The organism is Metaplanococcus flavidus (assembly GCF_042675885.1).
GTDB classification, from domain to species: Bacteria; Bacillota; Bacilli; order Bacillales_A; family Planococcaceae; genus Planococcus; species Planococcus flavidus.
On record NZ_JBHTKI010000008.1, the window covers coordinates 438646 to 461440 of the forward strand.

A 22795-nucleotide genomic window follows, 5' to 3' on the forward strand; every position below is an offset into this window, starting at 1 on the left:
TTCCAATGAAACAACATTTGATCGTACTCGACCTGGATGGAACTTTATTGACAGATCAGAAAGTTATTTCTGATAAAACGAAAAGAACCTTGGCAAAAGCGATGGCAAACGGCCATCAGGTAATGATCGCGACCGGCCGGCCATACCGTTCAAGTGAAGCTTATTATAAAGAACTTGGATTAACGACCCCTATCGTGAACTTCAATGGCGCATTTGTCCATCACCCGGCAGACAATAATTGGGGAAGATTCCACACACCGATCGGCTTGGAAACGGTTCATGAAGTGGTCGAATCGATGCATGATTTTAATTTCCATAATATCGTCGCCGAAGTATTGGATGACGTCTATGTCCACCATCACGATGAAAAATTGATGGATATTTTTAAGTTCGGTGACCCAACAATCACCACAGGCGACTTACGGAATTACTTGAAAGTGGATCCGACTTCAATGCTGATCCATGCTCCTTATGAGAAAGTCGGACAGATCCACGAACACCTTAACCAGGTGCACGCTGAAGTCATCGATCACAGAAGATGGGGTGCGCCGTGGCATGTTATCGAAATTGTCAAAAGCGGTCTCAGCAAGGCTGTAGGGCTTGACCAAGTATCAAAATCGCTCGGCATCGCCAAAGAACACATCATTGCTTTCGGAGACGAAGACAATGATCTTGAAATGATCGAATTTGCAGGTGTGGGTGTCGCAATGGGGAATGCTATTTCACCATTGAAAAATATAGCCAACGAAATCACTTTGAGCAATAATGAAGATGGAATTGCAGAACTATTGATTGACCGATTAAATTTAAAATAAGAACAGGAGGATTGAAATGAGAATATTCGCTGACAGTGCAACAGACTTGCCGAAAGATTTTTTTGAGAAGGAAAATGTGGTCCTGTTTCCATTAAGGGTGCACATTGAAAACGATGAATATGAAGATATCCGTACCATCCATTCATCGAAGGTTTATGAGGCGATCCGCAATGATATACGTCCTAAAACGTCACAGGTATCACCCGATGAAATGCTGAATGCCTTTGAGCAATTGGCGAAAGACGGAGAAGAAGGCTTTTATATCGCATTTTCTTCCGAGTTATCGGGAACATACGGAACAGCTATAATGGCATCTGAGCAAGTCCGCGAGGAATATCCTGATTTGAAATTGACCGTACTTGATACGAAAGCAGCTTCTCTTGGACATGGCATGCTGGTTAAAGAGGCAGTGAAGTTGCGTTCACAGGGGCATCCGTTAAAAGAGATCATCGAACGCGTCAGTATTATGGCTGAACATACCGAAAGCCTGTTCACAGTTGAAGACCTTGATTATATGGCCAAAGGAGGCCGCATTTCAAAAGGAAGCGCTTTTGTCGGCGGTTTGCTGAACATTAAGCCTCTCCTGCATGTTGAAAACGGCAAACTGGTCCCGATAGAAAAATTACGCGGCCGTAAAAAAGTGATCAAACGCATTCTGGAATTGATGGAAGAACGCGGCGAGCAACTGGACAAGCAAACCATCGCCATCAGCCATGGAGATGACGTAGAATTCGCCAATTTGATGAAAGACGCCATTGAAAAGCAATTCAATCCAAAAAGTGTGGAAATCTATATGATCGGTTCTGTTATAGCAGCACATACAGGCCCCGGCACACTGGCTGTATTCTTTTTGAACAAATTGAATTCTTAAGGGGGTGTCTTGACTTTGGAGAAAATCATTATTGTCGGAGCTGTGGGCGGCGGTGCAACGTCGGCCGGCCAATTGCGCTTTTACAACAAAAATGCAATCATTAAAATATTTGATCGTGATACTGTCATGTCTTATGCTGCCTGCGGTACACCCTACGCAATCGGCGAAGTCATCGAAGACGAAGAATCTCTGCTGATGGCAAACCCGGAACAATTCAAGGAAAAACGCAATATCGAGGTCCACTTAAAACATGAAGTGACCGGTATAGACCGCAAAGAAAAGCGTATCCGGGTCAAAAATCTTGAAACCGGAGAACAGTTTCTTGAAAGCTATGATAAATTGATTTTGTCACCGGGCGGCACTGCTGTAATGCCGGACATCAAAGGCGCTCAAACGGCCGATATCTTCCGGCTTCGCAGCTATAATGATATGCTTGCCATAAAAGAATACATCCAATCCCATAAGCCGCAAAGCTGTACCATCTCAGGTGCCGGCTTTATCGGGCTTGAAATGGCAGAAAACATTAAAGAGCTCGGCATTGATGTCCATCTCATCCATAAATCCGATTATATCATGTCCATTCTGGATGAAGATATTTCCAGGGAAATAGAAAAAGAACTGCTGTTAAACGAAGTTCACTTGCAAACCAATGCTTATATCACAGAAATTGACCAGCGTACACAAACCCTCTCCAACGGGGATAGACTGGAAACCGACTTCATTATTATGAGCATCGGATTGGCACCGAATGTCGGACTCGCTAAAGATGCAGGCCTGGAAATCGGAACGACTGGCGGAATCATGACGAATGATTACATGCAGACCAACGATCCATCAATTTATGCGATCGGGGATGCAACCGAAAACTTCGATTTAGTCACCGGTGAGCCGAAACGTGTTCCATTGGCCTGGCCTGCACACCGCCAGGCCTATATAGCCGCGAAACATATTAACGGTGAGCCTATTGAAAAAAAGGGGCTGCTTGGTACATCTGTTTTAAAAATCTTCAATCTGACTGTTGCCATGACTGGATTGAATGAAAATACGCTGCGGAATCTTGAAATACCTTCCGTATCAATCGTTCATAACGGCAATTCCAATGCCGGTTACTATCCTGATCACGGAAAACTTAAGCTGAAAGTCCATTATAATCCGGATAGCAGAAAATTATACGGAGCCCAATGCCTCGGCACAAAAGGCGTCGATAAACGTATTGATGTCATTGCAACAGCCATTTATGCGGGTCTAACGATCGATGATTTGCAAGCACTCGAACTTTGCTACGCCCCGCCGTATTCTTCACCAAAAGATCCAGTGAATATGGTTGGCTATAAAGCAGATAAAAAGAAATAAAGAACCGCAGGAGAAAAAATTCTCCTGCGGTTTTTTATTTACTATATATAAGTTGAACTTAAGAAATAGTATATATAACGCTGCGGCGCTGTGGACAGTACAAAGATTATGCTCCTGCGCAAGCTCGTCGCAAAGGTGCGCCATCTTCGTATGGCGACCTTGGCTCCCGCAATAAGCCGAGAAGCCCACTCGTCTTATTGCTCCGCTCAGTCCGGAGCCGCGCCTTTGCTGAGTGAACTCTCTAAAGATATGGAGCGAAACAGCGAAGACGCCCAGGGGAGCAGGCGAATGCCGACGAAGTGCAAGATCCACTCGGGCGAAGTCCCGAGTTAGCTCAGCGCAAGCCAAGAGTTGGCCGAAGGGAGTTCGGCCGAGTCTTTGCGACGAAGCTAGCGCAGCGATGCAACGCCCTTTCATGTCTCGAAGCTAGCGTAGCGATGCAGAGACAGGAGCAGCCTTAAAATCGTGCTCCTGCAATGCTACGCACTTCGTCGCAAAGGCAATATCCTCGCAGGCGTCGGATACTGCCTTCGAAGCTGTTTTGCGGAATATCGATTACAATGTGTAAATTAATTAAAGGCAGAAGCTTTGGACAACTTCGATTCAAGTCAGGTCCTGCGCACTATTTTGGATTTGGCAGCTTCGTCCGCTTTGCGCTGACGTCCTTTTCTCCAAACTATCCAAAGGAAAATCATGAACATGACGTAAAGTACCACTAAAGCTGCAATATAGGCTTTATTGAATCCTTGTTCATCGATCACATGGAATGTTTCAGCAATTTCACGGTCTAGGGTGATCCGATAATCGCCATTTTCACCCTGGCGCACAATGTCATTTTCAAATAAGCCCTGAAGCTGCTTGTCACTGCCCACTGTTTCAGCCGGCACCGAAAAGTTTTTTGTTTCAGATGAATTATTGATTGCTATGATCCATGTTTCCTCGTCATTCGAGCGCTTATAAATCAGCCATCCATCTTCTTCGTGAAGAATTTCCAAATCCCCTGTCCGCAATGCTTCAGAAGAGTTGCGCAATGAATTCAGATTGTTGATATGATCAATCAATTCCTGCTCGACATTCATATTCAACAATTGATGTGATTCAGGCAGCTCGCTGCCATTCATTGCGATTTCTGAACCATACTGGACGACCGGAATTCCAGGCATCGTCAATAATTGTGTAAATAATAAACGCATTCGCGTCGGAGGAAAACCTTGTGATTCAACTATATCGGATGTTACCCGTGAGCCTCGCAGCGAATCGGCCTGAATCAATTTGCCTTCTGCGTTTTCCAGTAGTTCCGGCAAATCTGAAGTTCCTTCATCAAAATTCTTGTAGCTGCTCCGCAGGGTTTCTTCAACACCTGGCAAAACGACTGCATCCAGACCTTCAACAGGTTCCATTTCCGCGTCACTGATAATATAGATATCTTTTATCTCTTTGATTGCCTGAGAAAAATATCTGATGAAATCCGGAGCTATTTCTTCCGTTTGCTGCAGTCTCAATCCATCGATCTCGTATTGCTGGATAAAACCGCTGACAAATTCCGTCAACGCAGACTGAGCGTCCATGTTCGATGTGTCCAACGCGTATGTGCCATCTCCATTCTCGGTGAACCAATCCGGATTTTCATCCACCCAGACATGCTGGCTGCTTACATTTTGCGTCGGTATATCGATCATTAATTTCATATCGTTGTCGTGCACGGTATCCAAAAGATCGTTAAATTCTTCCTCGGTTCCAAAATGCCGTTCGAATTGGTTATAATCCATGACTTCCTGGCCGTCATATGTAGCACTTGCAAAAACCGGTCCAATCGACAGGACGGTAAAGCCCATGTCTTTTATGTGTAAAAGTTGATCTGCCAGGCCGGCAAAATCCCCACCGTTAAACGCAGCCGGATCTGTTGCAATGACATCATAATCATTTGCGCCCAGCTTATTGAAATAACGGTCCACCAGTACATCGTATATGCTTTCATCTTCCAGCGCTCTTGCCTCATCGGCTGATGCAGGAGCACTCAGGCTCAGCAGCAGCGCGGCGCTTAATATGCCGGAAATCCATTTAACTTTCAATCCTGTATCCTCCTTCAATGAGGTTCATTGCTTTCCACTCGGTCTATTTTAACAAACTCTCGACGCTGCTGCTATTCAAAACGGAGGAAATTTGAATTCATAGCAGCCAGTTTCGTCTAAAGTGTGAATTGCAATAGAAAAGCGGAAACGGCCGTTCAGCTCCGAAAGGCTTAAGATGAACTTCCGAAGCGGCGCTCTTTGCCGCACAGGAAGGGCAGCTTAAGTCCGAGGAGTTGGTCGTTGGAGTCTGGACAGCTATTCGCTTTTTTAAAGCAACACTATACTTTTTTGTTCATCAATAGAAAAACGGGCATCCATTGGACACCCGTTTTTCCGGTATTAAGCGAAGAAATTAAAGCCGATCGGCAATTTGAAGCCGTAGAACATGGTTACAAGCAGGAATACTACAAAAAGAATCCAGAACATTGTCACCGATTTCCCCTTCTTGCCTCGTACCAGCACCATTTCCATCATTCCAATTGTCAATATGCCGAATAGGAATTTCAAACCGTATTCCATTGCATCGAATGAGGAATGTGCGATGAATAAAGTCAATCCTGTAATGATAACCAGAATGTAGAACAAGCGCAGTACCATATGGACAATCTTACGGCCTTTGCTTTCCGGGTTCATGAATGCCGCTGCGAGAAACAGCACCAACGCGATGACCCAGGTCGTAATGTGTAAATGTGTTGTGTCAGTTAAAAAGTCCAAATCGTCACCTCTTCTGAAATAGTTCTCCTATAGTCTACCATAATTTCATACAGCAATAGCAGCTATCGGCTATGACAAATGTGTGACGAGTGTGCCGATCGATTCGATTGAAACTTTGACGGTATCGCCAGCTTTCAGGAATTTTGGCGGATTGAAACCTTTGCCGACCCCTGCTGGCGTTCCTGTTAAAATAACATCCCCCGGTTCAAGAGGGGTATATTTCGAAATTTCCGAAATAAGGTCATCCACTCGGCGGATCATGTCTTGCGTATTGCCGTTTTGACGTATTTCCTCATTCACTTTTGTGACAACCGACAGGTTCTGTGATTGAGGAACTTCGTCTTTCGTAACGATATAAGGTCCCATGGGACAGGATTTCACCAGGCTTTTGCCCAGGAAATATTGCTGATGCTTTGACTGAAGATCGCGGGCAGTCAGATCATTCGCAATCGTATAACCGAATACGTGATCATAGGCCATCTGTTTTGGAATGGAGCTGCCCCCTTTTCCGATTACAACAGCAAGTTCGCCCTCATAATCATAGGCATCCGTTAATTCACTGTGTACCGGAACTGTTTCCCCGTCGCCAGCAATGGATGCAGGAGATTTTGTAAATACAACAAGATCAACCGGTGCTTCCCCACCCATTTCTTTTGCGTGTTCAGAGTAGTTTCTGCCAACGCACAAAACATTTTTTGGTGTTCTTGGTATCGGGGCAAGCCACTCAATATCCGAAAAAGAGTGTTTGAAATCAGCAGGATTCTCCGAACTGGCAGCAGCATCAGCCAGTTTGCGGATTTGCTCAACAAATTCGACTCCCTGCGAAATTCCTTCAATCAGCTGTGCCGGAAAAGACGGAAGAACCTCTAATTCACTTTGGATCTTCACAACGTCCCAAACGGCTTCTTCTTTTTTCACTTTTGGTCCAAATGCTTCTTTTCCTTCATAGCGAAATGATAACAGCTTCATTTAATAAACACTCCTTTTCTTTAGTTCCATTAATTATACACATTAATTATTCGATTTGCCGGATTTATCAAAATTTAATCCATAAGTAATCTTTCTCCAAATAATTTCCAGTGGTCCCTGGCTGAACTTTGATAACCAGAGTTCGGCAAAAATCAGTTGAACAACAAAGATGCCGATTGCAAGCAAAGTTCCTGTCAGCAGGTCAACCTGCCCATAGAGCCCCAAACCATACGAGTAAAATATCGTTGTGGCTATCAGCGATTGAGTAATATAAGTCGTTAATGACATCCTGCCGGCTTTCGCCAGTGGACGCAGAAGGCGCGGCACCGGTCTGTTCTGGATCAGCAATGCAATGATTGCCGCATAGGCCACCGAAAGCAGCGGGCCGCCAAAAATATCCTGCAAATAGTTCAACGCAATATTTGGGCTGAAAATGTAAGGCGTCAACTTCAGCAGTAAACCGATCACAAAGCCACCCACTGCAAGCTGGATCCAAAGTTTCTTCAGTTCATTGGCACGTTCAATCAGACGCCACTTGGCTGCAGCGGCCCCGACCATTGTAAAAGGAAGAATTGTAACAATAAGCACAAAGTAGTTCAGTGGATTATTGCTGTACATCCAATCGTCGTAACGCTGCCTGAAAATTTCAGCAAATGTACCGCCGCCATATGCTGCAATCGAGTTCTGCGCTTCCTGGATTCCTGTGTAAAAGCTTGGATCCATCGAAACTGCAGCAAACAGGATCAGCAGCAATAAGGTTTGGGGAATCGCATATACCATAATCCCCAAACCCAGCAGCCATTTTGATTCGAGCCGCATCATGCCGATCAGCAGGAAGCCCATGATCGCATAAGTGATCAGGATATCCCCGAACCAGATGAGAAACGCATGCAGAATGCCGAATATCAATAGCACAGTAAGTCTTTTTGCCGCCATCGGAACAAAAGGTTTTTCTTTTTGTTCCGCTCTCAGGAATTGCATACCCAGGCCATAGCCGAACAACATAGCAAATAACGGATAAAAACTTGCCTGTATAAAAACATCGAGAAATGTAAATATCGCCTGGTCTCCTGCTCCATCAAACCAGGTATGAGGATCAATATAGGATAATGGGGAATGAAATGCCAGCATATTTATAAGCAGGATGCCGAGTAGCGCAAAACCTCTCATCAAATCAATCGATTCCACCCGTTCATCCAGTGTCACCGGTTCTAATCTCACAACGTGTCCCCCTAAATGATTATCTCTTTTTCTGCCGAAAACAAATACAGCAATTTTTCTTTGATCGGCACACGCAAAATGGCTTCTACTGCTTCCGTATAAACGGTCAGCTGAACTTCATATCTCGTTTTCATTTCAGTTTGAACGTTTTCGATTCCAAAAAGCCTGTCCGTTTTATAATCCAATAGCACCCAGCCATCTTCCTCTTCAAACAGGCAATCGACAATACCCTGGATAATCTGGTAATCGCCATCTGCATCTTCTTTGGCATAAGTGAACGGAACTTCACGCTTGATCTGTTTGGCATTCAGGAGTCGCCCGGCTGTATCACTGGAATAGAAAGCTTCAATCTCTGAAACTTTAATGGCTCGCCCTTCTTCCGGCGATAAAATTTCCATGCCCACCAGGGTATCAATCTTTTCTATTATTTCGGCAGCTGTCAGCTTTCTGTCGAGTGGAATATGCTGCATAAGCGAGTGTACAGCTGTACCGACGTCTGATGCCTGCAGCCGTTTTTCCTGCAGAAAATCTGGTCGGTCGTGAATCGTCCGTTTGGAAGGGCCGATGCTTTGGATGAATGATTCGGGTTCATCCAGCCGTTGGAGCATTTGCAGGCGCTTCATCTCAGAAACGGATTGCTTTGATCGTTTTTCAACAGATTGCTGGTGTGGATATTGAAAATTGAATCTGCTGGTTACTTCTTTTTCTATTTCTTCTATATTGCCCTGTTCAGCTGCCAACTCTTCAATTACTAATGGCGCAGGCATAAGAGATTGACTCTCGATTATTTCTACATTGAACCTGGAGTGATGCGGAAGCAGTGTCCCTGAACGGTTCAACAATTCTTCTGCATCCGGATGACGTGCGATTGCCGGACCGATCCAGTCCAGATAGCCTTTCGCGCGGGAACGGACGAAATCCGGCAGACGGACTTCAGGTGCTGCCGTTTTCCAGCGATCAAATAGAGATTCGGGGTCCTTGATGGATGCAGTAAGGAACAGCCGCTCTTTTGCACGGGTCATCGCCACATAGAGAACGCGCATTTCCTCCGCTTTCATTTGCAGTTGCTTTCTTTCTTTTACGGCAAGAAACGGCAGAGAAGTATATTCGACCCGTGAGTCGGGATTGACTGCTTTGACCGCCAGCCCATAGTCCTGATCGAACATATAGGATTTGCGGAAATCCATTTCGTTGAAAGAGCGTCCCGTACCCGCGAAAAAAACGACTGGAAACTCAAGACCTTTCGATTTATGGACTGTCATCAACCTGACGACATTTTCTTTTTCACTGAGCGACCGTGCCGTGCCGAGATCATCTCCCCGCTCCCGCATCCGGTCGATAAACCGAAGAAATCGGAATAAACCACGGAAGGAAGTTTTTTCATATTCCAATGCCCGGTCATGAAGCGCGCGCAGATTGGCTTGTCGCTGCTTGCCGTTTGACATCGAACCGACCATCTCATAATAACTCGTATCTAAGTACACCTGCCAGATCAATTCTGCAAGGGAACCGCGGCGGGCAAGGTTTCGCCAGTCTTCCAGCTGCAGCATGAAACGCTGCAATTTTTCTGCCGCCTTTCTGTCGATGCCAGTGCCGCTGCGCATAAATGTTTTTACTGCATCGTAAAACGTTGCCTGCGGTGCTGCCAGCCTGATTTCGGCCAGCTCATTTTCCCGCAGTCCGATAAAAGGCGCACGCAACACGGAAACAAGCGGCACATCCTGATACGGATTATCGATAACCCTGAGCGTATTCATCATGATCATCACTTCAAGTGCATCAAAATAGCCGCCGGAAAGTTCCGTATACAGCGGTATACCGGCCATTTTGAACTCATCATCAAAATCCCCCGACCAGGTCATAGAGCGCATCAATACGACAATATCGCGGTATTCAAGCGGCCGCTTACTTTTAGTCCATGGATCATGAACATACGTATCCTGCTCCATCAGTTCGCGGATCTTCCGTGCGATAAACCTGGCTTCCCACTGGGATTTTGCCAAATCCTCCGGCTCGGTTTCCTGTTCTTCTTCGAGCTCCGGTTCATGAATCAGCACAAGTTCGATAGGGGTTTCCATTTCAGGATAAGGAGCCTTATGTTTCAGTGCAGCCGCTTCATCATAATCAATTTCCCCGACACGCTCACCCATAATTTGTGAAAAGATGTAATTGGTGCCATCCAGAATCTCTTGGCGGCTGCGGAAGTTTGCATTCAAGTCGATACTCATGCCCGTTTCTTCCGCTTCTTTTGTAAATCGGCTGTATTTCCCCAGAAACAGCATCGGCTCCGCTAATCGGAATCTGTAGATCGATTGTTTTACATCTCCTACCATAAACAAGTTGCCATCTGTTTCTCCGCCTGATTTGACGAAGCCGATAATCGTTTCCTGCAGCATATTCGTATCCTGGTATTCATCAACCAGAATTTCCTTGAATCGGTTGCGATATTCATGGGCTATCGCTGAAGGCTTCCCGTTTTCGCTTAAAATTTCGAGCGCATAATGCTCAAGATCCGAAAAGTCCACAATAGCCCGATCCACTTTAAGTGCCTTGTATTGTTCTGCGAAACGATTGGTCAATTCCACCAAAGTCTTCATCAACGGCGCCATTTCACGCATTTCATCAAGCAATCTGGCAGGCTTCCTCGTAAAATAACTTTCTGTAATGCCTTTGACGATTTTCTTCGCTTCATTGCGTAATGATTTTGCTTCATCTGCAAGCACTGGATCGCACGAATCTTTTTTGACGCTTCCCGCTTTAGGCCAAATGAAATTCTGGGACAGTTCATAAATGCTGATCCAGGATTCGTCGAGGGCTGCTATTGCCGCTTTGATCAATTCCGCATCCATTTCAAAAGTATCGGCCAGAATCGCTGGTCCCTCCGGCTGCTGCGCCATATCATTACCTTCCATTGTCAGCTGCAGGGCTTCTTCAAAAGCATGGCGTATTGTCATCTTTAAGTCATTGATAAACGGCAGGTCGTCAATCGCCGTATCCGCAGGCACATTATAGAGAGACGGAACTTGCTCCAGCCACTGCTCAGGATTCGGGTGGACCCGTGAATAATCGTATAATTTGCTGACCAGCACTTCCATTGCCTGGTCGCTGCGATCAGTTGTGAAACTGTCAGCGAGTCGATAAATTGCTTCTGCGTTTTCCGCTTCGTATGCGGACTCAAGCACCGCCTCGAGTACATCGTCACGAAGCAGCGCAGCTTCTGTTTCCCCTGCAATCCGAAAGCCCGGATCTATTTCAAGCAGGTAAGCGTATTGCTTAACGACCGACAAACAGAAAGAATGCAATGTGGAAATCTGTGCTTTATTGATCAAACGCAATTGCTGCCTTAAATGTCTGGAATCCGGATTTTCAGCAACAGCCTTTTCCAGCGCTTTCGACATGCGGTGGCGCATTTCGGCAGCAGATGCATTGGTGAAAGTTACGACCAGCAGTTCGTCGACAGAAACAGGGTCCTTCTCATCAAGCACTTTTTCGATCATTCGATTGATTAAAACCGCAGTCTTGCCGGAACCTGCTGCCGCTGAGACCAGCATATCCTGCCCTTTTGCCCAGATCGCCTGCCATTGTTCATCGGTCCACGTTGCATCAGTCGGTTTTATCGGAATCATGGTCGCCAGTCTCCTTTCGAATCAATTCAACAGCCTTCTCAGACGTTAATGACGGTAATTTCCTGTAAGTCTGCTCCGGGTCAGATGGATCGAATTGACACACAGAACGATAGGAACAGAATTGGCACGGCGTGTCTTCCTTCACTTTATACGGGGTGATGGAAGTGACTCCATCCAATATGCCATTTCCTGCATCCTGGTGTTTATTGCGTACAAAACGGCGGATGATGTTCATATCATCTTTGCTGACCGTGCGCGATTGAGATTTTGAAATGCTGCCGTTTTTATTCATGCGAACAGGGATGATATTCGAAAACCCGTCAATTTCGCTGTCCATGGCTTTGATGACTTCCTCATCTTCAACTACCAGGCCGTTCATTTTAAATGAACGCGCCATTTCTTCTTCCACTTCTTCTGCTGTCATCAGCTTTGTTGATTTCAGCATCGGATTGTGCATATGGAAATACAGCACTCCCGCTGGTTCCGCCTGCTGTCCGAGCCAGCGGTCAGAATGTGTCAAGGCAACATCAAGATACGTAAAAGTTTGCAGGGCGATGCCGTGGTAGACTTCGCCGAGATCGAGTCCCTGCTTCGACGACTTATAGTCGACTACCCTAATATAGGGCTTGCCATTGATATCGGTGGAATCGATTCGATCGATCCTGCCGCGGAGATTCATCTTACGCCCTTTGCTCAAGGCGATGTCCAATGGCGGAATCGATTCTTTCGTACCGAATCCAACTTCGAGGGCAACTGGGGTAAAACCGGTGTATTTCGCGTGTTTACTGAGCATAAAGGCCGTCTGCCTGATAATTGCCTGCAGTTTATGCTGGATATAGCGATAACGATGGGAACTGATCAGAATGTGGTTTACGAAATACGGCGATAATTGCTCCATTGCCTGCTTCGCCAGCTCACGGCACTCTTTTTCGCTGAGTGAAGACCAGGAGACGTCCAACCTGTTGACTTCATCTGAAATCCATTTGATGGCAGCGTGAAAAAGATCGCCCATTGCGGGTGGCGCCAGTTTGTATTGGCTGCGCTCTTCAAGGCGCAGACCATAAGCCGCAAAATGTGCATAAGGGCAACCATAAAATGTCTCAACTCTCGAAACACTTGAAGAGATTGGCGTACCATATAACGGTTCTGTGATTTCTTCCCGCAGGGGATCGGCAATATTCGGTTTCGATGGTTCCAGGATTCTTTCCACAACCGAAGACCAAAACGGATCATCCTTATAATAGGCAAGCACAGCCTGCCATTCCGGGGTTAGCGATCCGCTTCGGATCTGGGAGGACAAATAAGCGAGCGCTGCCCTCGGATGCGATATATAACTCATATGATCGGGCTGTTTGAGCTCTTCAGGATCAACCACTGCCGGGGTCAATTCAACGCCGAGCATATCGATGAATTTTTGGATGTACATCGATGGCAGTAAAGCCTTTCCTTCTTCATCTGCAATCGGATAGGATATCGTCAGAAAGTCGGAAGCGGCAGTAAATGCACGATAAGCCATAAATGTTTCATCGAGCAGCCGCGTCTTCGAGCTTGGGGCAAGTTCAAAGCCAATTTTCGCAAACCATTCGCGGTCCGTGTCGGTCAGCAAGCCTTCCTGCTCGATTCGTTTCGGCAGCACGCCATCGCTCGCTCCAATGACAAATACTGATTTTATATCCATTAGCCTGGCTAAATCTATTGTGGAAACTGTGATTTCATCAAGAGACGGTGGAATCCGTGAAAACTCCAGCGTTTCAAAACCTTCATCCAGAATTTTGACAGCTACTGCCAGATCGAGTTCTTTGTCACCGAACATCAGGACAAATTGATCCAGCACACCAATCCACTGTTTCCAGGCCTGCTCATGCTCCGCTGCTGCCAAAAGCCTGTGTTCCGATTCTTCACGTTCTTTGAGATCGAGCATTTTATCGTAGACGTCCATTTCCTCAACAAACAGAAATAACGCTTCCGCCACTTCTTTGCCAGTCGAACAGCCTTCCAATTTCACCTTCAGCTTCGCTAGCGGTTCCCGCACCAAATCACGCACTGCATGAAGTTCTGTCTGCAGCGCCACTTCTTCATCGGTCTGGATGCCCGTATGAAATTCCAATCCGCGGTATTTTTTATAAAACCAGCGTTTGTCTTCGAACCATCGATCACCGTATATTCCATTTGCGATGACGAAATTTTCAAGAACATCACTGCGTTCCCGCCATTTCCCAACGCTTCCCTGAGGAAAGAAAAGGTCCGTTTTAATCGCTCGGAAGACCGGCTCATAAGAATAATTCGATTGCACAGCTTCGAGAACCGAGCGGCAGAATTCGATTAATGGATGATGCAGCATGGACTTTTTTTGGCTGATGAAATAAGGCAATTCGTATTGCGGGAAAATCGTATTGATCAGTTCGTCATAAACCTCGGGTTGCCGGTAAAGCACGGCAATGTCCTTATAGCGCATACCGTTTCTAACCTGTTCCCGGATCAAACGGGCCATCGCGTGCACTTCCGCTCGGCGATTAGCGGCTTCAATTAGTTTGACATGTCCCTCAGCTTCTATTTTCTGCAAAGGGTAATCGTCAAAATGACGTTCAACATGTGCCAGTTCCCGATTTGAATAACGCTTTGGTGAAGGCATATGCACAGCGTTCTCCACTTCAATGCCTTGTTGTTGCGCATGATCGACCAATCGGCGGGCAGTAGAGGCAGATTGGAAAAACAGCGCCTGTTCATCTTTCGCATTAGCGCCCCCGTCCATAGGCAATGCAATGGTTACGGATTTAGCCTGCTTCATCAGTTCGAATATGATCTCATATTCGCGAGCAGTAAATGTTACAAAACCATCTATATAGATATCGGAATTTTTGACCTGGTCAGAGTAACGGATTTTCTCGGACAGTAGTGCAAGATGCCCTTCAGAATCCACAAAAACAGTTCCTAAGCGGGTTTCGATTTCAGCCAGTATCAATTCCAGATCTGCAGCTTTATCCAATAGGGTGCGCGGTGCACCCGCATCGGCCAGGGAAGAGCGAATTTCCGTCAATTCGCTGCAATCTACGCAGTACCGTGAAAACTCTTTAATCAGCTGTTCAATCTGATCGGTGAATCCACGCTTTCCAGCTGCGCGCCGAAAAAGCTGAAATTCTTCCCTGTGTTCTTCAAGCAAGCTTCGTATCAGCATTCGATAGCCGAAACTGTCAACTTCCTTGCGGCTGATGCCACCGGCTTCCTGCAGTACCCGCCAGGCTAACCGTTTGAAAGTTACAGCCTGGGCACGGATCATACCATTCATGCCATCTGCCGACGACAGTCGATATTCTGTAGAAAAGGACATTTGATCGGGCACGATGAAGAATAGTGGATCACCATCCGCCTGCCCTTTTAATGTTTCCACAATTTCATCCAATATAAAGCGGGTTTTTCCAGAACCGGCGCGTCCGTAAATAATTCTTAACGACATTTGAACACCCTCCATTAAGAACGTTTGTTCTTATTTTACAACATCTATCTCTTTTCAGCCAGTTTCGGTGCTTTACCGGTCTTCGGTATCCTGTTTGTCAGCAGCAGCTCTGCGGAAATCTTCTTCCACTTTCCTGTTCAGCCTCTTCTCAATAATTTTTCCTACTATATAAAGAAGCACGATTACAAGGATTACGATTATGGTACGCAGAGGATTGGTGATTAAAGAACGAATATCGTAGCCGACGTATGTAATTGTAAACACCATCACTGCCTTGCCCGCTATCAAAGTCCATAAATAATAGTGTTTACTGATATTCGACAGACCGGCCACTAGATTCACAAGTGCTGAAGGCGTGAACGGAAAACATAATAATAGAAATAACGGACCAAAGCCGTTTCTTTCCACCCACAGGATTAACCTTTCCACCTTATGATGCTTGGTCATGAAGTTTAAAAACTTCGCACGGCCATATTTGCGGATGATCAGGAAAACGCAATACGATCCCGCCACTGATCCGCCCCATGACAACAGGAAACCAAACAGCAGGCCGTATGCTCCCGCATTGGCAAAAACAAACACAAAGAGTGGCAGGAAGGGCAGGAAAGCTTCAATGAAAGGAAGCAGGAAACCGATGAACGGCCCGATGGACCGGTATGATTCGTATAACGCTGTAATGTTTTCCATGGAAAAGAAATCCGACATAGGCTCATTCCTTCTGCTTCAATTTTTTTATTGTCATCGAACCCTAAATTCCGATGGTTTTGTGTCCAGACTCCAGTGCCCAGCTCTTCGGGTCATAAGCCATATCAGCTATGCGGCAAAGGACGCCGCGCCGCTGATCCGTCTTAGGCCTTTCAGAGCTTAACGGGCGCTTTCGCTTTTCTTTGTCCAGACTCCAGCGCCCAGCTCTTCGGGATATAAGTCAAACCAGCTGCGTGGCGAAGAACGCCGCTATGCTGCTTCGTCGCAAAGAGATGGTCCAAAAAAAGTTGGACCATCTCTTGCCTGTCAGAGCTGAGCAGGCACTGCCGCTTTTCGAGACTACGCGGCAAAGTACGCCGCGCCGCTGATCCGCCTTACGATTTCAGAGCTTAGAGGGCGCTTACGCATTTCTTATGATATGCTATTATAACTACTTTACACTCTTTACCCCTTTTTGGAAAAGAGTATTATTTAATATAAGGAGAGAGAATGATGGATCAACGCGGATTTTCTGCGGGTTTGAAAGCGGGTATCAGTATAGCGATCGGGTATTTCCCTGTCGCACTGACTTTCGGGCTGCTGGCTAAAACCACAGGTTTGTCGCTTTTAGAAGCTACAGCAATGAGTATTTTCGTCTTCGCAGGCGCAGCACAGTACATATCTCTATCTTTAATCACCGCTGGAGTCGGTCCAGCTGTGATCATCCTGAACACGTTCATCGTGAACATCCGCCATTTTCTGATGACGGCTTCGCTGAATGAAAAAATGCAGCCCGACGCGCGTTGGAAAAAAGCGCTATACGCATTCGGCATCACGGATGAATCCTTTTCCGTCCTGGCCATCCAGAAAGAAGACAACCTCCGTACTTCTTTTGCGGCTGGAGTCATTGTCATATCCTATGGCAGCTGGGTAATATTCACCGCTCTAGGCCATTTGATCGGAGCAAACCTTCCTGAGTTTCTCCAAGCCGCGATGTCGATTGCACTTTATGCCTTATTCGTTGGCCTGCTCGTCCCTTCGTTGCGCGGCAATCGGAAAGTCCTGAGCTTGGCTGCGATAGCGGCTCTCTTTAATTCCATTTTCTATTTTACTGGATGGCTGACCACCGGATGGGCCATCCTGGTATCCACCTTGGCATCAGCTATCATTATTGAATTGATTTCTTCGAAAGGGGGACGCTCCTGATGGGGTCCTGGATCTGTTGGACTATTCTCGGCATGGCGATTGTCACTTATATTCCGCGCGCTATTCCATTAACGTTTTTGGAAGGACGTGAGCTGCCGCCTGCAATTCAGAATGTATTGCGCAATATTCCTTTCGCTGTACTCGGCGCTTTAATTTTTCCGGCCATTTTCTTTATCCAGGAAAACATCTGGTTCGGTGTCATTGGTGCTGCAGCAGCATTCGGCATTGCTTTCCTCGGAGCCAATGTAATGGTCGTTGTGCTGGGATCGATTGCCGTGCTTGCAGTTTATAGTCTATTTCTATAGAAATAAAAGCCGACATTCATCTACATGAATGTCGGCTTTTTAACTTGTTGAGTAAGAAACATGAAAATCGATATTGCGCAAAACAGCTTGCTTGCCTGGGGGCTCGCGCTGAGCTAACTCGGACTCGTTTCACTTCGTCCGAGTGGATCTCAGCACTTCGCTTGGTCCCCTGGGCGTCTTCGCTGTTTTGCTCCATATCTCAGCTTGTCTTCTACACACGAATAGACGTTTAAGTGTGTTGCAAGTGAGTAAGTGGACACTTCCATTTTGTACAGAACAGAATGAAGCGGCAGGCGGCGAAGAGCAAAGAGGTGCTCCTGCATCGCTTCGCTGCTTCGTCGCAAAGACCTGCCCTCGCAGGCTTCGGCCAATGTCTTTCCTGCGGGAAACAGAGCGTGTCCTGAGACCCCGCAAGAGCGAAGCGATGAGGAGGCTCAGGCCGCTCCCCGCGGAAAGCATCCGCCTAGAGCGAAATGATTGGAGAAGTTATCGGTTTTTCGACATCAACAAAAGCCGTCATTCATCTTCATGAATGTCGGCTTTTTTGCTTCGATTGTACATATTGGTGGCGTACCAGAATCCCGCAGTCAATGATGCGGCGTTAATGATATAAAGAAACCAGGTGTTCGTATAGCCGGCATAAACTGCAGCAGCAATCAGCGCTACTGTCAGGATCAAGCCGACAATATGGTTGAAAGTCACTCTTGTAAAGAGGATTACGAGAAGCCCCGGAACCAGCAATGACAGTAAAACTTTGGTGATCATCGATTCCATGGAATCATCTCCTCGTGCCAGATTTCAAGGTCATCATTCTGTTGCATTAAACAATCAGACAACGATCAATCCCAGACGATAATGATCGTGCCTGAAGATGACGTGCTGTCTCAGGCGCATCTCCTTATTATGATCGATCACTTCAAGACGGCAATGCGCCGCGTTCACTTGTATCGCCTCATAGAGTTCCGCTTCATTTGTGACTGTCAGTCCATTCACTTTGCGGATAACCTCTCCGCGCAGCAGCCCCATTTTTTCAGCGGGGGAATCGGCGAGAACATCGACGATCATAACCCCTGTTGACTGGGGAGCCACTGCATGATTGCCTTTATTTTCTTTTAGAGCAGCCAAAATTGAAATCGATGCTCTGGCCAGTACGCCGAACAGCAAAGCAATCAATGCCATCGGCGGCCATACATAGGAGAACATGGCGAGTACAATAATTGCCAATCCGAGTATCCATACTCCTTTGCCGAGCTTCGGATACAGATGCAGCGGCAAGGATTTCCGTGCACGATTTTGAAACCCGATTACTGCAGGAAACAGGAAGAATGAAAAGCTGCTTTCCCCTATCGGAAACTGTGGCCAATATGGCAGATAGGAATCCAGCAAATCGCCAGGCACTACCAAAAACAGCGGAATCAGCCACAGGCGTTTTGTTTTATAGTAGAGTGCAGTTCCTCCGCGGGAAGTTTTCTGTAACCTTGGAGAAGAAGCTCCTGCCCCGTGCCTGGTTATCATACGCCCTTCCAGGAACACCATTGCACCTGTGATCAAAGCGACCGGCAGTAACCAATTCCAGGCAATCGGATAACCTGTGTAATCGAAAATGCCAAATGGAACCGACCAACTATATTGATGCAGCAGCCACCCTAAAGCGGCAGCAGCAGTGGCCATATAGATGAAAGAAGCCAATTGATAGATTCCTGACACTAATATAACTGAGCTGACCAGCGTCAGGGCGATAAGCCATTCCAGCGGAACCACCAGTCCGGCAGCAGAAAACAATATGGAAAAGAGCAGCGCATAAAGAATGCCATCTTTCAGTAAATCACCGAATTCGCGCCAGCCCCAGACGATTCGGGTGCGAAACAGTCTTCTTTCCTTTTTCACTCTGAAATAACCTAGTAAAATTGCTGCAAGCAGCGCTATGTATAGGACAGGATTTATAAAAAATCTTCCAATATCCATTAAAGCTTCCATGACCAACCTAGTTCACCATCCATTCACCGGCTATTGACCTTAGCTTCTATTGTATCAAAGAACCCCTGCATACAGTAATTCTTTTTAAGCTCAGCATATGCATTCGAAAGCCGGCATTCAAGCGAATGCCGCGGCCAACTGCTCCAAAATATCATCTTTGCCTTCAATGCCGGCAGATAACCGGACGATGCGGCGTGTCACGCCAACTTTTTCTTTTTCTTCTTCGGACAACGCCCGGTGCGATGTTCCGTAAGGATATGAAACGGTCGTTTCAACACCGGCCAGCGTCGGAACGATTTTTATCCATCCCAGTGACGAAAAGAATGCAGGGACTTCAATGCTCTCGGGAACTTCAAAGCTCACTATTGCGCCTTTCCCCGGATACCATACTTTAGTTTTCGTTGTCAGATACTCTGCAATTGACTGTGCGTTTTCCGTTTGGGCTTTCATGCGCAGAGCCAGAGTTTTAATTCCACGGATAGTCAGCCATGCCTCAAAAGGACTGAGGTTCAAGCCCATATTGACAATGCGCTTTTCAGCCAATGTGACCAGTTCTGCATCTCCGGTCAATACGCCGGCTGTCACATCGCTGTGGCCGCCGAGATATTTTGTGGCGCTGTGGGCAACAAGGTCCGCACCGAATTCATATGGCTTCACTGTATAAGGCGTCGCAAATGTGTTATCGATCATGACTTTGACCTGATAATGCTTTTTTAATTGGCTGAGCACTTCGATATCCTCTTCCCGCAGGAAAGGATTTGTTATCGATTCACTGAAAATGAGCTGGACTTCAGGGAAATCGATTAATATCTGTTCAACCGCACTGATATCCGAAAAATCAGCGAAATGAACCTGGATGCCCATCAGCGCAAGTTCCTGTTTCAATAACAGAAAGGTGCCTCCGTAGACGTCCTCTGCGGCGAGGATATGATCTCCACTCTTCACGACAGACAAAATTCCCGCCAGTATTGCCGAAGTTCCTGATGAGGCCGAAACACCTTTGGGTGCTCCTTCCAGATCAGCCACTGTCTGGCCGAGGGCATCTGTATTCGGATTGGCTGTTCTGGAATACAAATACGTTCCGTTGCCTTCGTAATAACCTTCCAATTCTTCCAATGATGAAAAGGCGAATGCTGAAGTCTGATAAATCGGCATCACCTTCGAGCGAATCGAGCGCTCCTCCATCTGGGCTGTGTGAACGGATTTCGTTTCAATAGTTGTCATATTCCAAACCTCCTATTCCATATTTTCAATAAAGTCTTCCATCATCTGTTTGTTCATGGGGCCGACAATTTTGTTCTGCACACGGCCTTCTGTATCGATCATATATGAAGTTGGAATGGCAGCAGCCTGATACAGCTCTCCAATCTCCCCTTCGGTATCCATCGGGATAGGGAAGGTCAAACTGAACTCTTCAGTGAACGCGTTGATTTTGTCCATTCCCCTATCTTCTGTTGTCAGGTTAACAGCCAAAATTTCAACATTTTCTTTTTCTGCCTGCTCCTCGTAATATTCTTGCATATCCGGCATTTCAGCACGGCACGGCGGACACCAGGTTGCCCAGAAATTCAAAATGACTTTTTTTCCTTTATAATCCGAAAGTCTGGCTGTTTGCCCATCGAGTGTAGTCAATTCAAAATCCGGCGCAGTTTCACCTTTTGCCAGACCCTCATCGGTCGGGAGAAATTCAACAGCACTGCCTTCATTCAAACGGTCGGTTGCCTGTTTCTCTGCGGCATTCCTTTGGACAATCCCCACTGCAAGCAGAATGATAAGAATTCCTACAAGCGATAACCCTAAGATTTTCTTCATGAAACTTCCCACTCCATTCGGATATTATCATACGATAAACCCTTCTATAGATGCCACTGTTCCACTTACAAAAGCGGAAAAATTGCGAAAAAAACCGGCATCTGTGTCGATGCCGGTACATAATTTATCCGCCGATGTAATTAAGTGGGTTAACTGCATTTGAACGTGCGCCATTCCAAGATCCAATATGAATTTCAAAATGTGAATGAGGACCAGTCGAACGGCCAGTGCTACCCATTGCAGCAATGCGCTGACCTTGTGAAACCGCTTGTCCAACAGATACGCTAATCGAATTATTATGAGCGTATACAGTAGTATAAGGCTGTCCATTGATCGAGTGCGTTATCATCACTACATTACCGTAACCTCCCATAGAACCAGCAAAAGATACATAACCGGAAGCTGATGCATGGATCGGAGTACCAGTACTGTTCGCGATATCTACACCGAGGTGGTTCTCATTGCCTGCTCCAATATTGCGTCCACCATAATTAGATGATAGACGGCCAGCTGCCGGCCGGATAAACCCTGAATTGTTTTTCACAGGTGCGCTGTAAGTCGTTGCAGAAGTATTGGAAACTTTTTTGCTTGCTGCAGCTCGTTCAGCTGCTTCTTTGCGTTTGCGTTCTTCTTCTGCCTTCTTAGCAATTTCTGCTAAACGAGACTGTTCTTCAACTATTTTCTTCTCAAGAGCGTTGCTGACGCCCATAACTTCTTCATGTTCTTCTTCAAGTGCAGATTTTTCTTCAGCAAGGCGGGCCTGCTCTGTTTCCAGATCCGCTTTCAAGCCAGCCTGCTCTTTCTTTTGACCATCAAGTGAAGATTTCAGCTCTTCCAATTCAGCTTTGCTTTTTTCCTGCTCTGCCAATTTGCTTTCAACTTCAGCTTTTTGCTCCGCAAGAAGTTCTTTGTCTTCAGCTTGTTCACGCATGATTTCACGGTCTGCTTCAATCAGCAAATTCACCGCCGAGAAACGGTCGATAAAATCGATAAAGCTGTTTGCACCTAACAATACATCGATATAATCAACAGATCCGCCGCTCAATTGAATCGCGCGTGCACGCTCTTTAAGCAATTCTTCGCGTTCTGCAATTTTAATTTCAAGTTCTTCGATGGAGTTTTTCAATTCATCGATTTCTGTTTTCGTTTGATCAATTTCAGCTTGCACCGCAGTCATTTTATCCTGCGTTTCAGTAATTTTGTTTTCCAGTTTATTGATTTCCGCTACGATTTTTTCAAGTGTAGATTGATTTTTGCTGATTTCATTCGCTTTTTCATTAATATTCGAATTCAATTCGTTCTTTTTTCTTTCAGCTTCCTGCTGTTCTTTTTTCAGCTCGCTCAGACCGTTGGCGCTGACCGATGGCATTACCATCGTCAGTGCCAATATTGCTGAAACAACAGACAACATCCATTTCGACTTAGAGTTCAAGTTCGTTTTCCCCTTTCGGCTTTACGTTCTTTATCTATCTGTCTTTTCTCTCTCTGCGACTCTTTATCTATCTAATGAATCAAATAAATTATAATAGTCGATATTCCGCAAAACAGCTTCGCTTGCCTGGGGGCTCGCGCTGAGCTAACTCGGTCTCGTTTCACTTCGCCCGAGTGGATCTCAGCACTTCGCTTGGTCCCCTGGGCGTCTTCGCTGTTTTGCTCCATATCTCTTGAGTGTTTCTCTTAGCACCGGCGCGCCTCAGGACTGGGCGAAGCAATAAG

General features: G+C 46.2%; 17 protein-coding genes. 5 read left to right on the plus strand and 12 right to left on the minus strand.

The window, feature by feature from the left end:
* Positions 1-5 precede the first annotated feature (5 nt).
* Genes ACFQ1X_RS07110 through ACFQ1X_RS07120 form a run of 3 tightly spaced genes read left to right on the plus strand, consistent with a single transcriptional unit; the run spans position 6 to position 3039 of the window.
* A complete protein-coding gene (locus tag ACFQ1X_RS07110; protein WP_144837835.1) occupies positions 6-815 on the plus strand; it encodes a Cof-type HAD-IIB family hydrolase in 810 nt (269 codons plus the stop codon).
* A 16-nt stretch (positions 816-831) separates the two neighbouring features.
* Positions 832-1686: a DegV family protein gene (locus tag ACFQ1X_RS07115; protein WP_144837837.1), complete on the plus strand. Its 855-nt coding sequence runs from the start codon at positions 832-834 to the stop codon at positions 1684-1686.
* A gap of 15 nt (positions 1687-1701) precedes the next feature.
* The gene (locus ACFQ1X_RS07120) at positions 1702-3039 is read left to right on the plus strand and encodes a CoA-disulfide reductase (RefSeq protein ID WP_144837839.1); all 1338 of its coding nucleotides are present in this window, start codon (positions 1702-1704) and stop codon (positions 3037-3039) included.
* A gap of 608 nt (positions 3040-3647) precedes the next feature.
* Here ACFQ1X_RS07120 and ACFQ1X_RS07125 read toward each other — a convergent pair.
* From ACFQ1X_RS07125 to ACFQ1X_RS07155, 7 genes are all read right to left on the minus strand, one after another.
* Positions 3648-5111 (minus strand): alpha-amylase family glycosyl hydrolase, encoded by a 1464-nt coding sequence (locus ACFQ1X_RS07125; RefSeq protein WP_144837841.1) that lies wholly within the window; start codon positions 5109-5111, stop codon positions 3648-3650.
* A 339-nt stretch (positions 5112-5450) separates the two neighbouring features.
* The gene (locus ACFQ1X_RS07130) at positions 5451-5825 is read right to left on the minus strand and encodes a YisL family protein (protein WP_144837843.1); all 375 of its coding nucleotides are present in this window, start codon (positions 5823-5825) and stop codon (positions 5451-5453) included.
* A 69-nt stretch (positions 5826-5894) separates the two neighbouring features.
* On the minus strand, positions 5895-6794 hold the full coding sequence (locus ACFQ1X_RS07135) for a fumarylacetoacetate hydrolase family protein (RefSeq protein WP_144837845.1): 900 nt from the start codon (positions 6792-6794) through the stop codon (positions 5895-5897).
* Between the two features lie 42 nt (positions 6795-6836).
* Positions 6837-8015: a DUF418 domain-containing protein gene (locus ACFQ1X_RS07140; protein WP_144837847.1), complete on the minus strand. Its 1179-nt coding sequence runs from the start codon at positions 8013-8015 to the stop codon at positions 6837-6839.
* An 11-nt stretch (positions 8016-8026) separates the two neighbouring features.
* Positions 8027-11641 (minus strand): helicase-exonuclease AddAB subunit AddA, encoded by a 3615-nt coding sequence (gene addA, locus ACFQ1X_RS07145; protein ID WP_144837849.1) that lies wholly within the window; start codon positions 11639-11641, stop codon positions 8027-8029.
* Positions 11619-15095, minus strand: coding sequence for a helicase-exonuclease AddAB subunit AddB (gene addB / locus ACFQ1X_RS07150; RefSeq protein WP_144837851.1), 3477 nt, complete (start codon positions 15093-15095; stop codon positions 11619-11621). Before addB ends, addA begins: the two co-directional genes overlap by 23 nt.
* A 72-nt stretch (positions 15096-15167) precedes the next feature.
* Positions 15168-15782: a TVP38/TMEM64 family protein gene (locus tag ACFQ1X_RS07155; RefSeq protein WP_144837853.1), complete on the minus strand. Its 615-nt coding sequence runs from the start codon at positions 15780-15782 to the stop codon at positions 15168-15170.
* A gap of 510 nt (positions 15783-16292) precedes the next feature.
* On the opposite strand from ACFQ1X_RS07155, the gene ACFQ1X_RS07160 reads away from it, so the two are divergent.
* Positions 16293-16985, plus strand: coding sequence for an AzlC family ABC transporter permease (locus ACFQ1X_RS07160; protein ID WP_144837855.1), 693 nt, complete (start codon positions 16293-16295; stop codon positions 16983-16985).
* Positions 16985-17290 (plus strand): AzlD domain-containing protein, encoded by a 306-nt coding sequence (locus ACFQ1X_RS07165; RefSeq protein ID WP_144837857.1) that lies wholly within the window; start codon positions 16985-16987, stop codon positions 17288-17290. Before ACFQ1X_RS07160 ends, ACFQ1X_RS07165 begins: the two co-directional genes overlap by 1 nt.
* A gap of 516 nt (positions 17291-17806) precedes the next feature.
* Here ACFQ1X_RS07165 and ACFQ1X_RS07170 read toward each other — a convergent pair.
* The 5 genes from ACFQ1X_RS07170 to ACFQ1X_RS07190 all read right to left on the minus strand — a co-directional run bounded on the left by ACFQ1X_RS07170 (position 17807) and on the right by ACFQ1X_RS07190 (position 22511).
* On the minus strand, positions 17807-18064 hold the full coding sequence (locus ACFQ1X_RS07170) for a CsbA family protein (RefSeq protein ID WP_144837859.1): 258 nt from the start codon (positions 18062-18064) through the stop codon (positions 17807-17809).
* Positions 18065-18118: 54 nt separating this feature from the next.
* Positions 18119-19255 carry a PDZ domain-containing protein gene (locus ACFQ1X_RS07175; RefSeq protein ID WP_379081900.1) on the minus strand — a complete coding sequence of 379 codons (1137 nt, stop codon included), beginning with the start codon at positions 19253-19255 and terminating at the stop codon, positions 18119-18121.
* 129 nt (positions 19256-19384) lie between these two features.
* Positions 19385-20491, minus strand: coding sequence for a trans-sulfuration enzyme family protein (locus tag ACFQ1X_RS07180; protein ID WP_144837863.1), 1107 nt, complete (start codon positions 20489-20491; stop codon positions 19385-19387).
* A gap of 12 nt (positions 20492-20503) precedes the next feature.
* Positions 20504-21079 carry a peroxiredoxin family protein gene (locus ACFQ1X_RS07185; protein ID WP_144837865.1) on the minus strand — a complete coding sequence of 192 codons (576 nt, stop codon included), beginning with the start codon at positions 21077-21079 and terminating at the stop codon, positions 20504-20506.
* A gap of 124 nt (positions 21080-21203) precedes the next feature.
* The gene (locus tag ACFQ1X_RS07190; RefSeq protein ID WP_144837867.1) at positions 21204-22511 is read right to left on the minus strand and encodes a murein hydrolase activator EnvC family protein; all 1308 of its coding nucleotides are present in this window, start codon (positions 22509-22511) and stop codon (positions 21204-21206) included.
* Positions 22512-22795 lie beyond the last annotated feature (284 nt).

What these genes read in the sequence shown, in the direction of transcription:
- ACFQ1X_RS07160 (WP_144837855.1), top strand. Translation starts at nt 16,293, where the DNA reads ATGGATCAACGCGGATTTTCTGCGGGTTTGAAAGCGGGTATCAGTATA.
- ACFQ1X_RS07115 (WP_144837837.1), top strand. Translation starts at nt 832, where the DNA reads ATGAGAATATTCGCTGACAGTGCAACAGACTTGCCGAAAGATTTTTTT.
- ACFQ1X_RS07185 (WP_144837865.1), bottom strand. Translation starts at nt 21,079, where the DNA reads ATGAAGAAAATCTTAGGGTTATCGCTTGTAGGAATTCTTATCATTCTG.
- ACFQ1X_RS07110 (WP_144837835.1), top strand. Translation starts at nt 6, where the DNA reads ATGAAACAACATTTGATCGTACTCGACCTGGATGGAACTTTATTGACA.
- ACFQ1X_RS07155 (WP_144837853.1), bottom strand. Translation starts at nt 15,782, where the DNA reads ATGGAAAACATTACAGCGTTATACGAATCATACCGGTCCATCGGGCCG.
- addA (WP_144837849.1), bottom strand. Translation starts at nt 11,641, where the DNA reads ATGATTCCGATAAAACCGACTGATGCAACGTGGACCGATGAACAATGG.
- ACFQ1X_RS07165 (WP_144837857.1), top strand. Translation starts at nt 16,985, where the DNA reads ATGGGGTCCTGGATCTGTTGGACTATTCTCGGCATGGCGATTGTCACT.
- addB (WP_144837851.1), bottom strand. Translation starts at nt 15,095, where the DNA reads ATGTCGTTAAGAATTATTTACGGACGCGCCGGTTCTGGAAAAACCCGC.
- ACFQ1X_RS07170 (WP_144837859.1), bottom strand. Translation starts at nt 18,064, where the DNA reads ATGGAATCGATGATCACCAAAGTTTTACTGTCATTGCTGGTTCCGGGG.
- ACFQ1X_RS07135 (WP_144837845.1), bottom strand. Translation starts at nt 6,794, where the DNA reads ATGAAGCTGTTATCATTTCGCTATGAAGGAAAAGAAGCATTTGGACCA.
- ACFQ1X_RS07175 (WP_379081900.1), bottom strand. Translation starts at nt 19,255, where the DNA reads ATGGATATTGGAAGATTTTTTATAAATCCTGTCCTATACATAGCGCTG.
- ACFQ1X_RS07180 (WP_144837863.1), bottom strand. Translation starts at nt 20,491, where the DNA reads ATGACAACTATTGAAACGAAATCCGTTCACACAGCCCAGATGGAGGAG.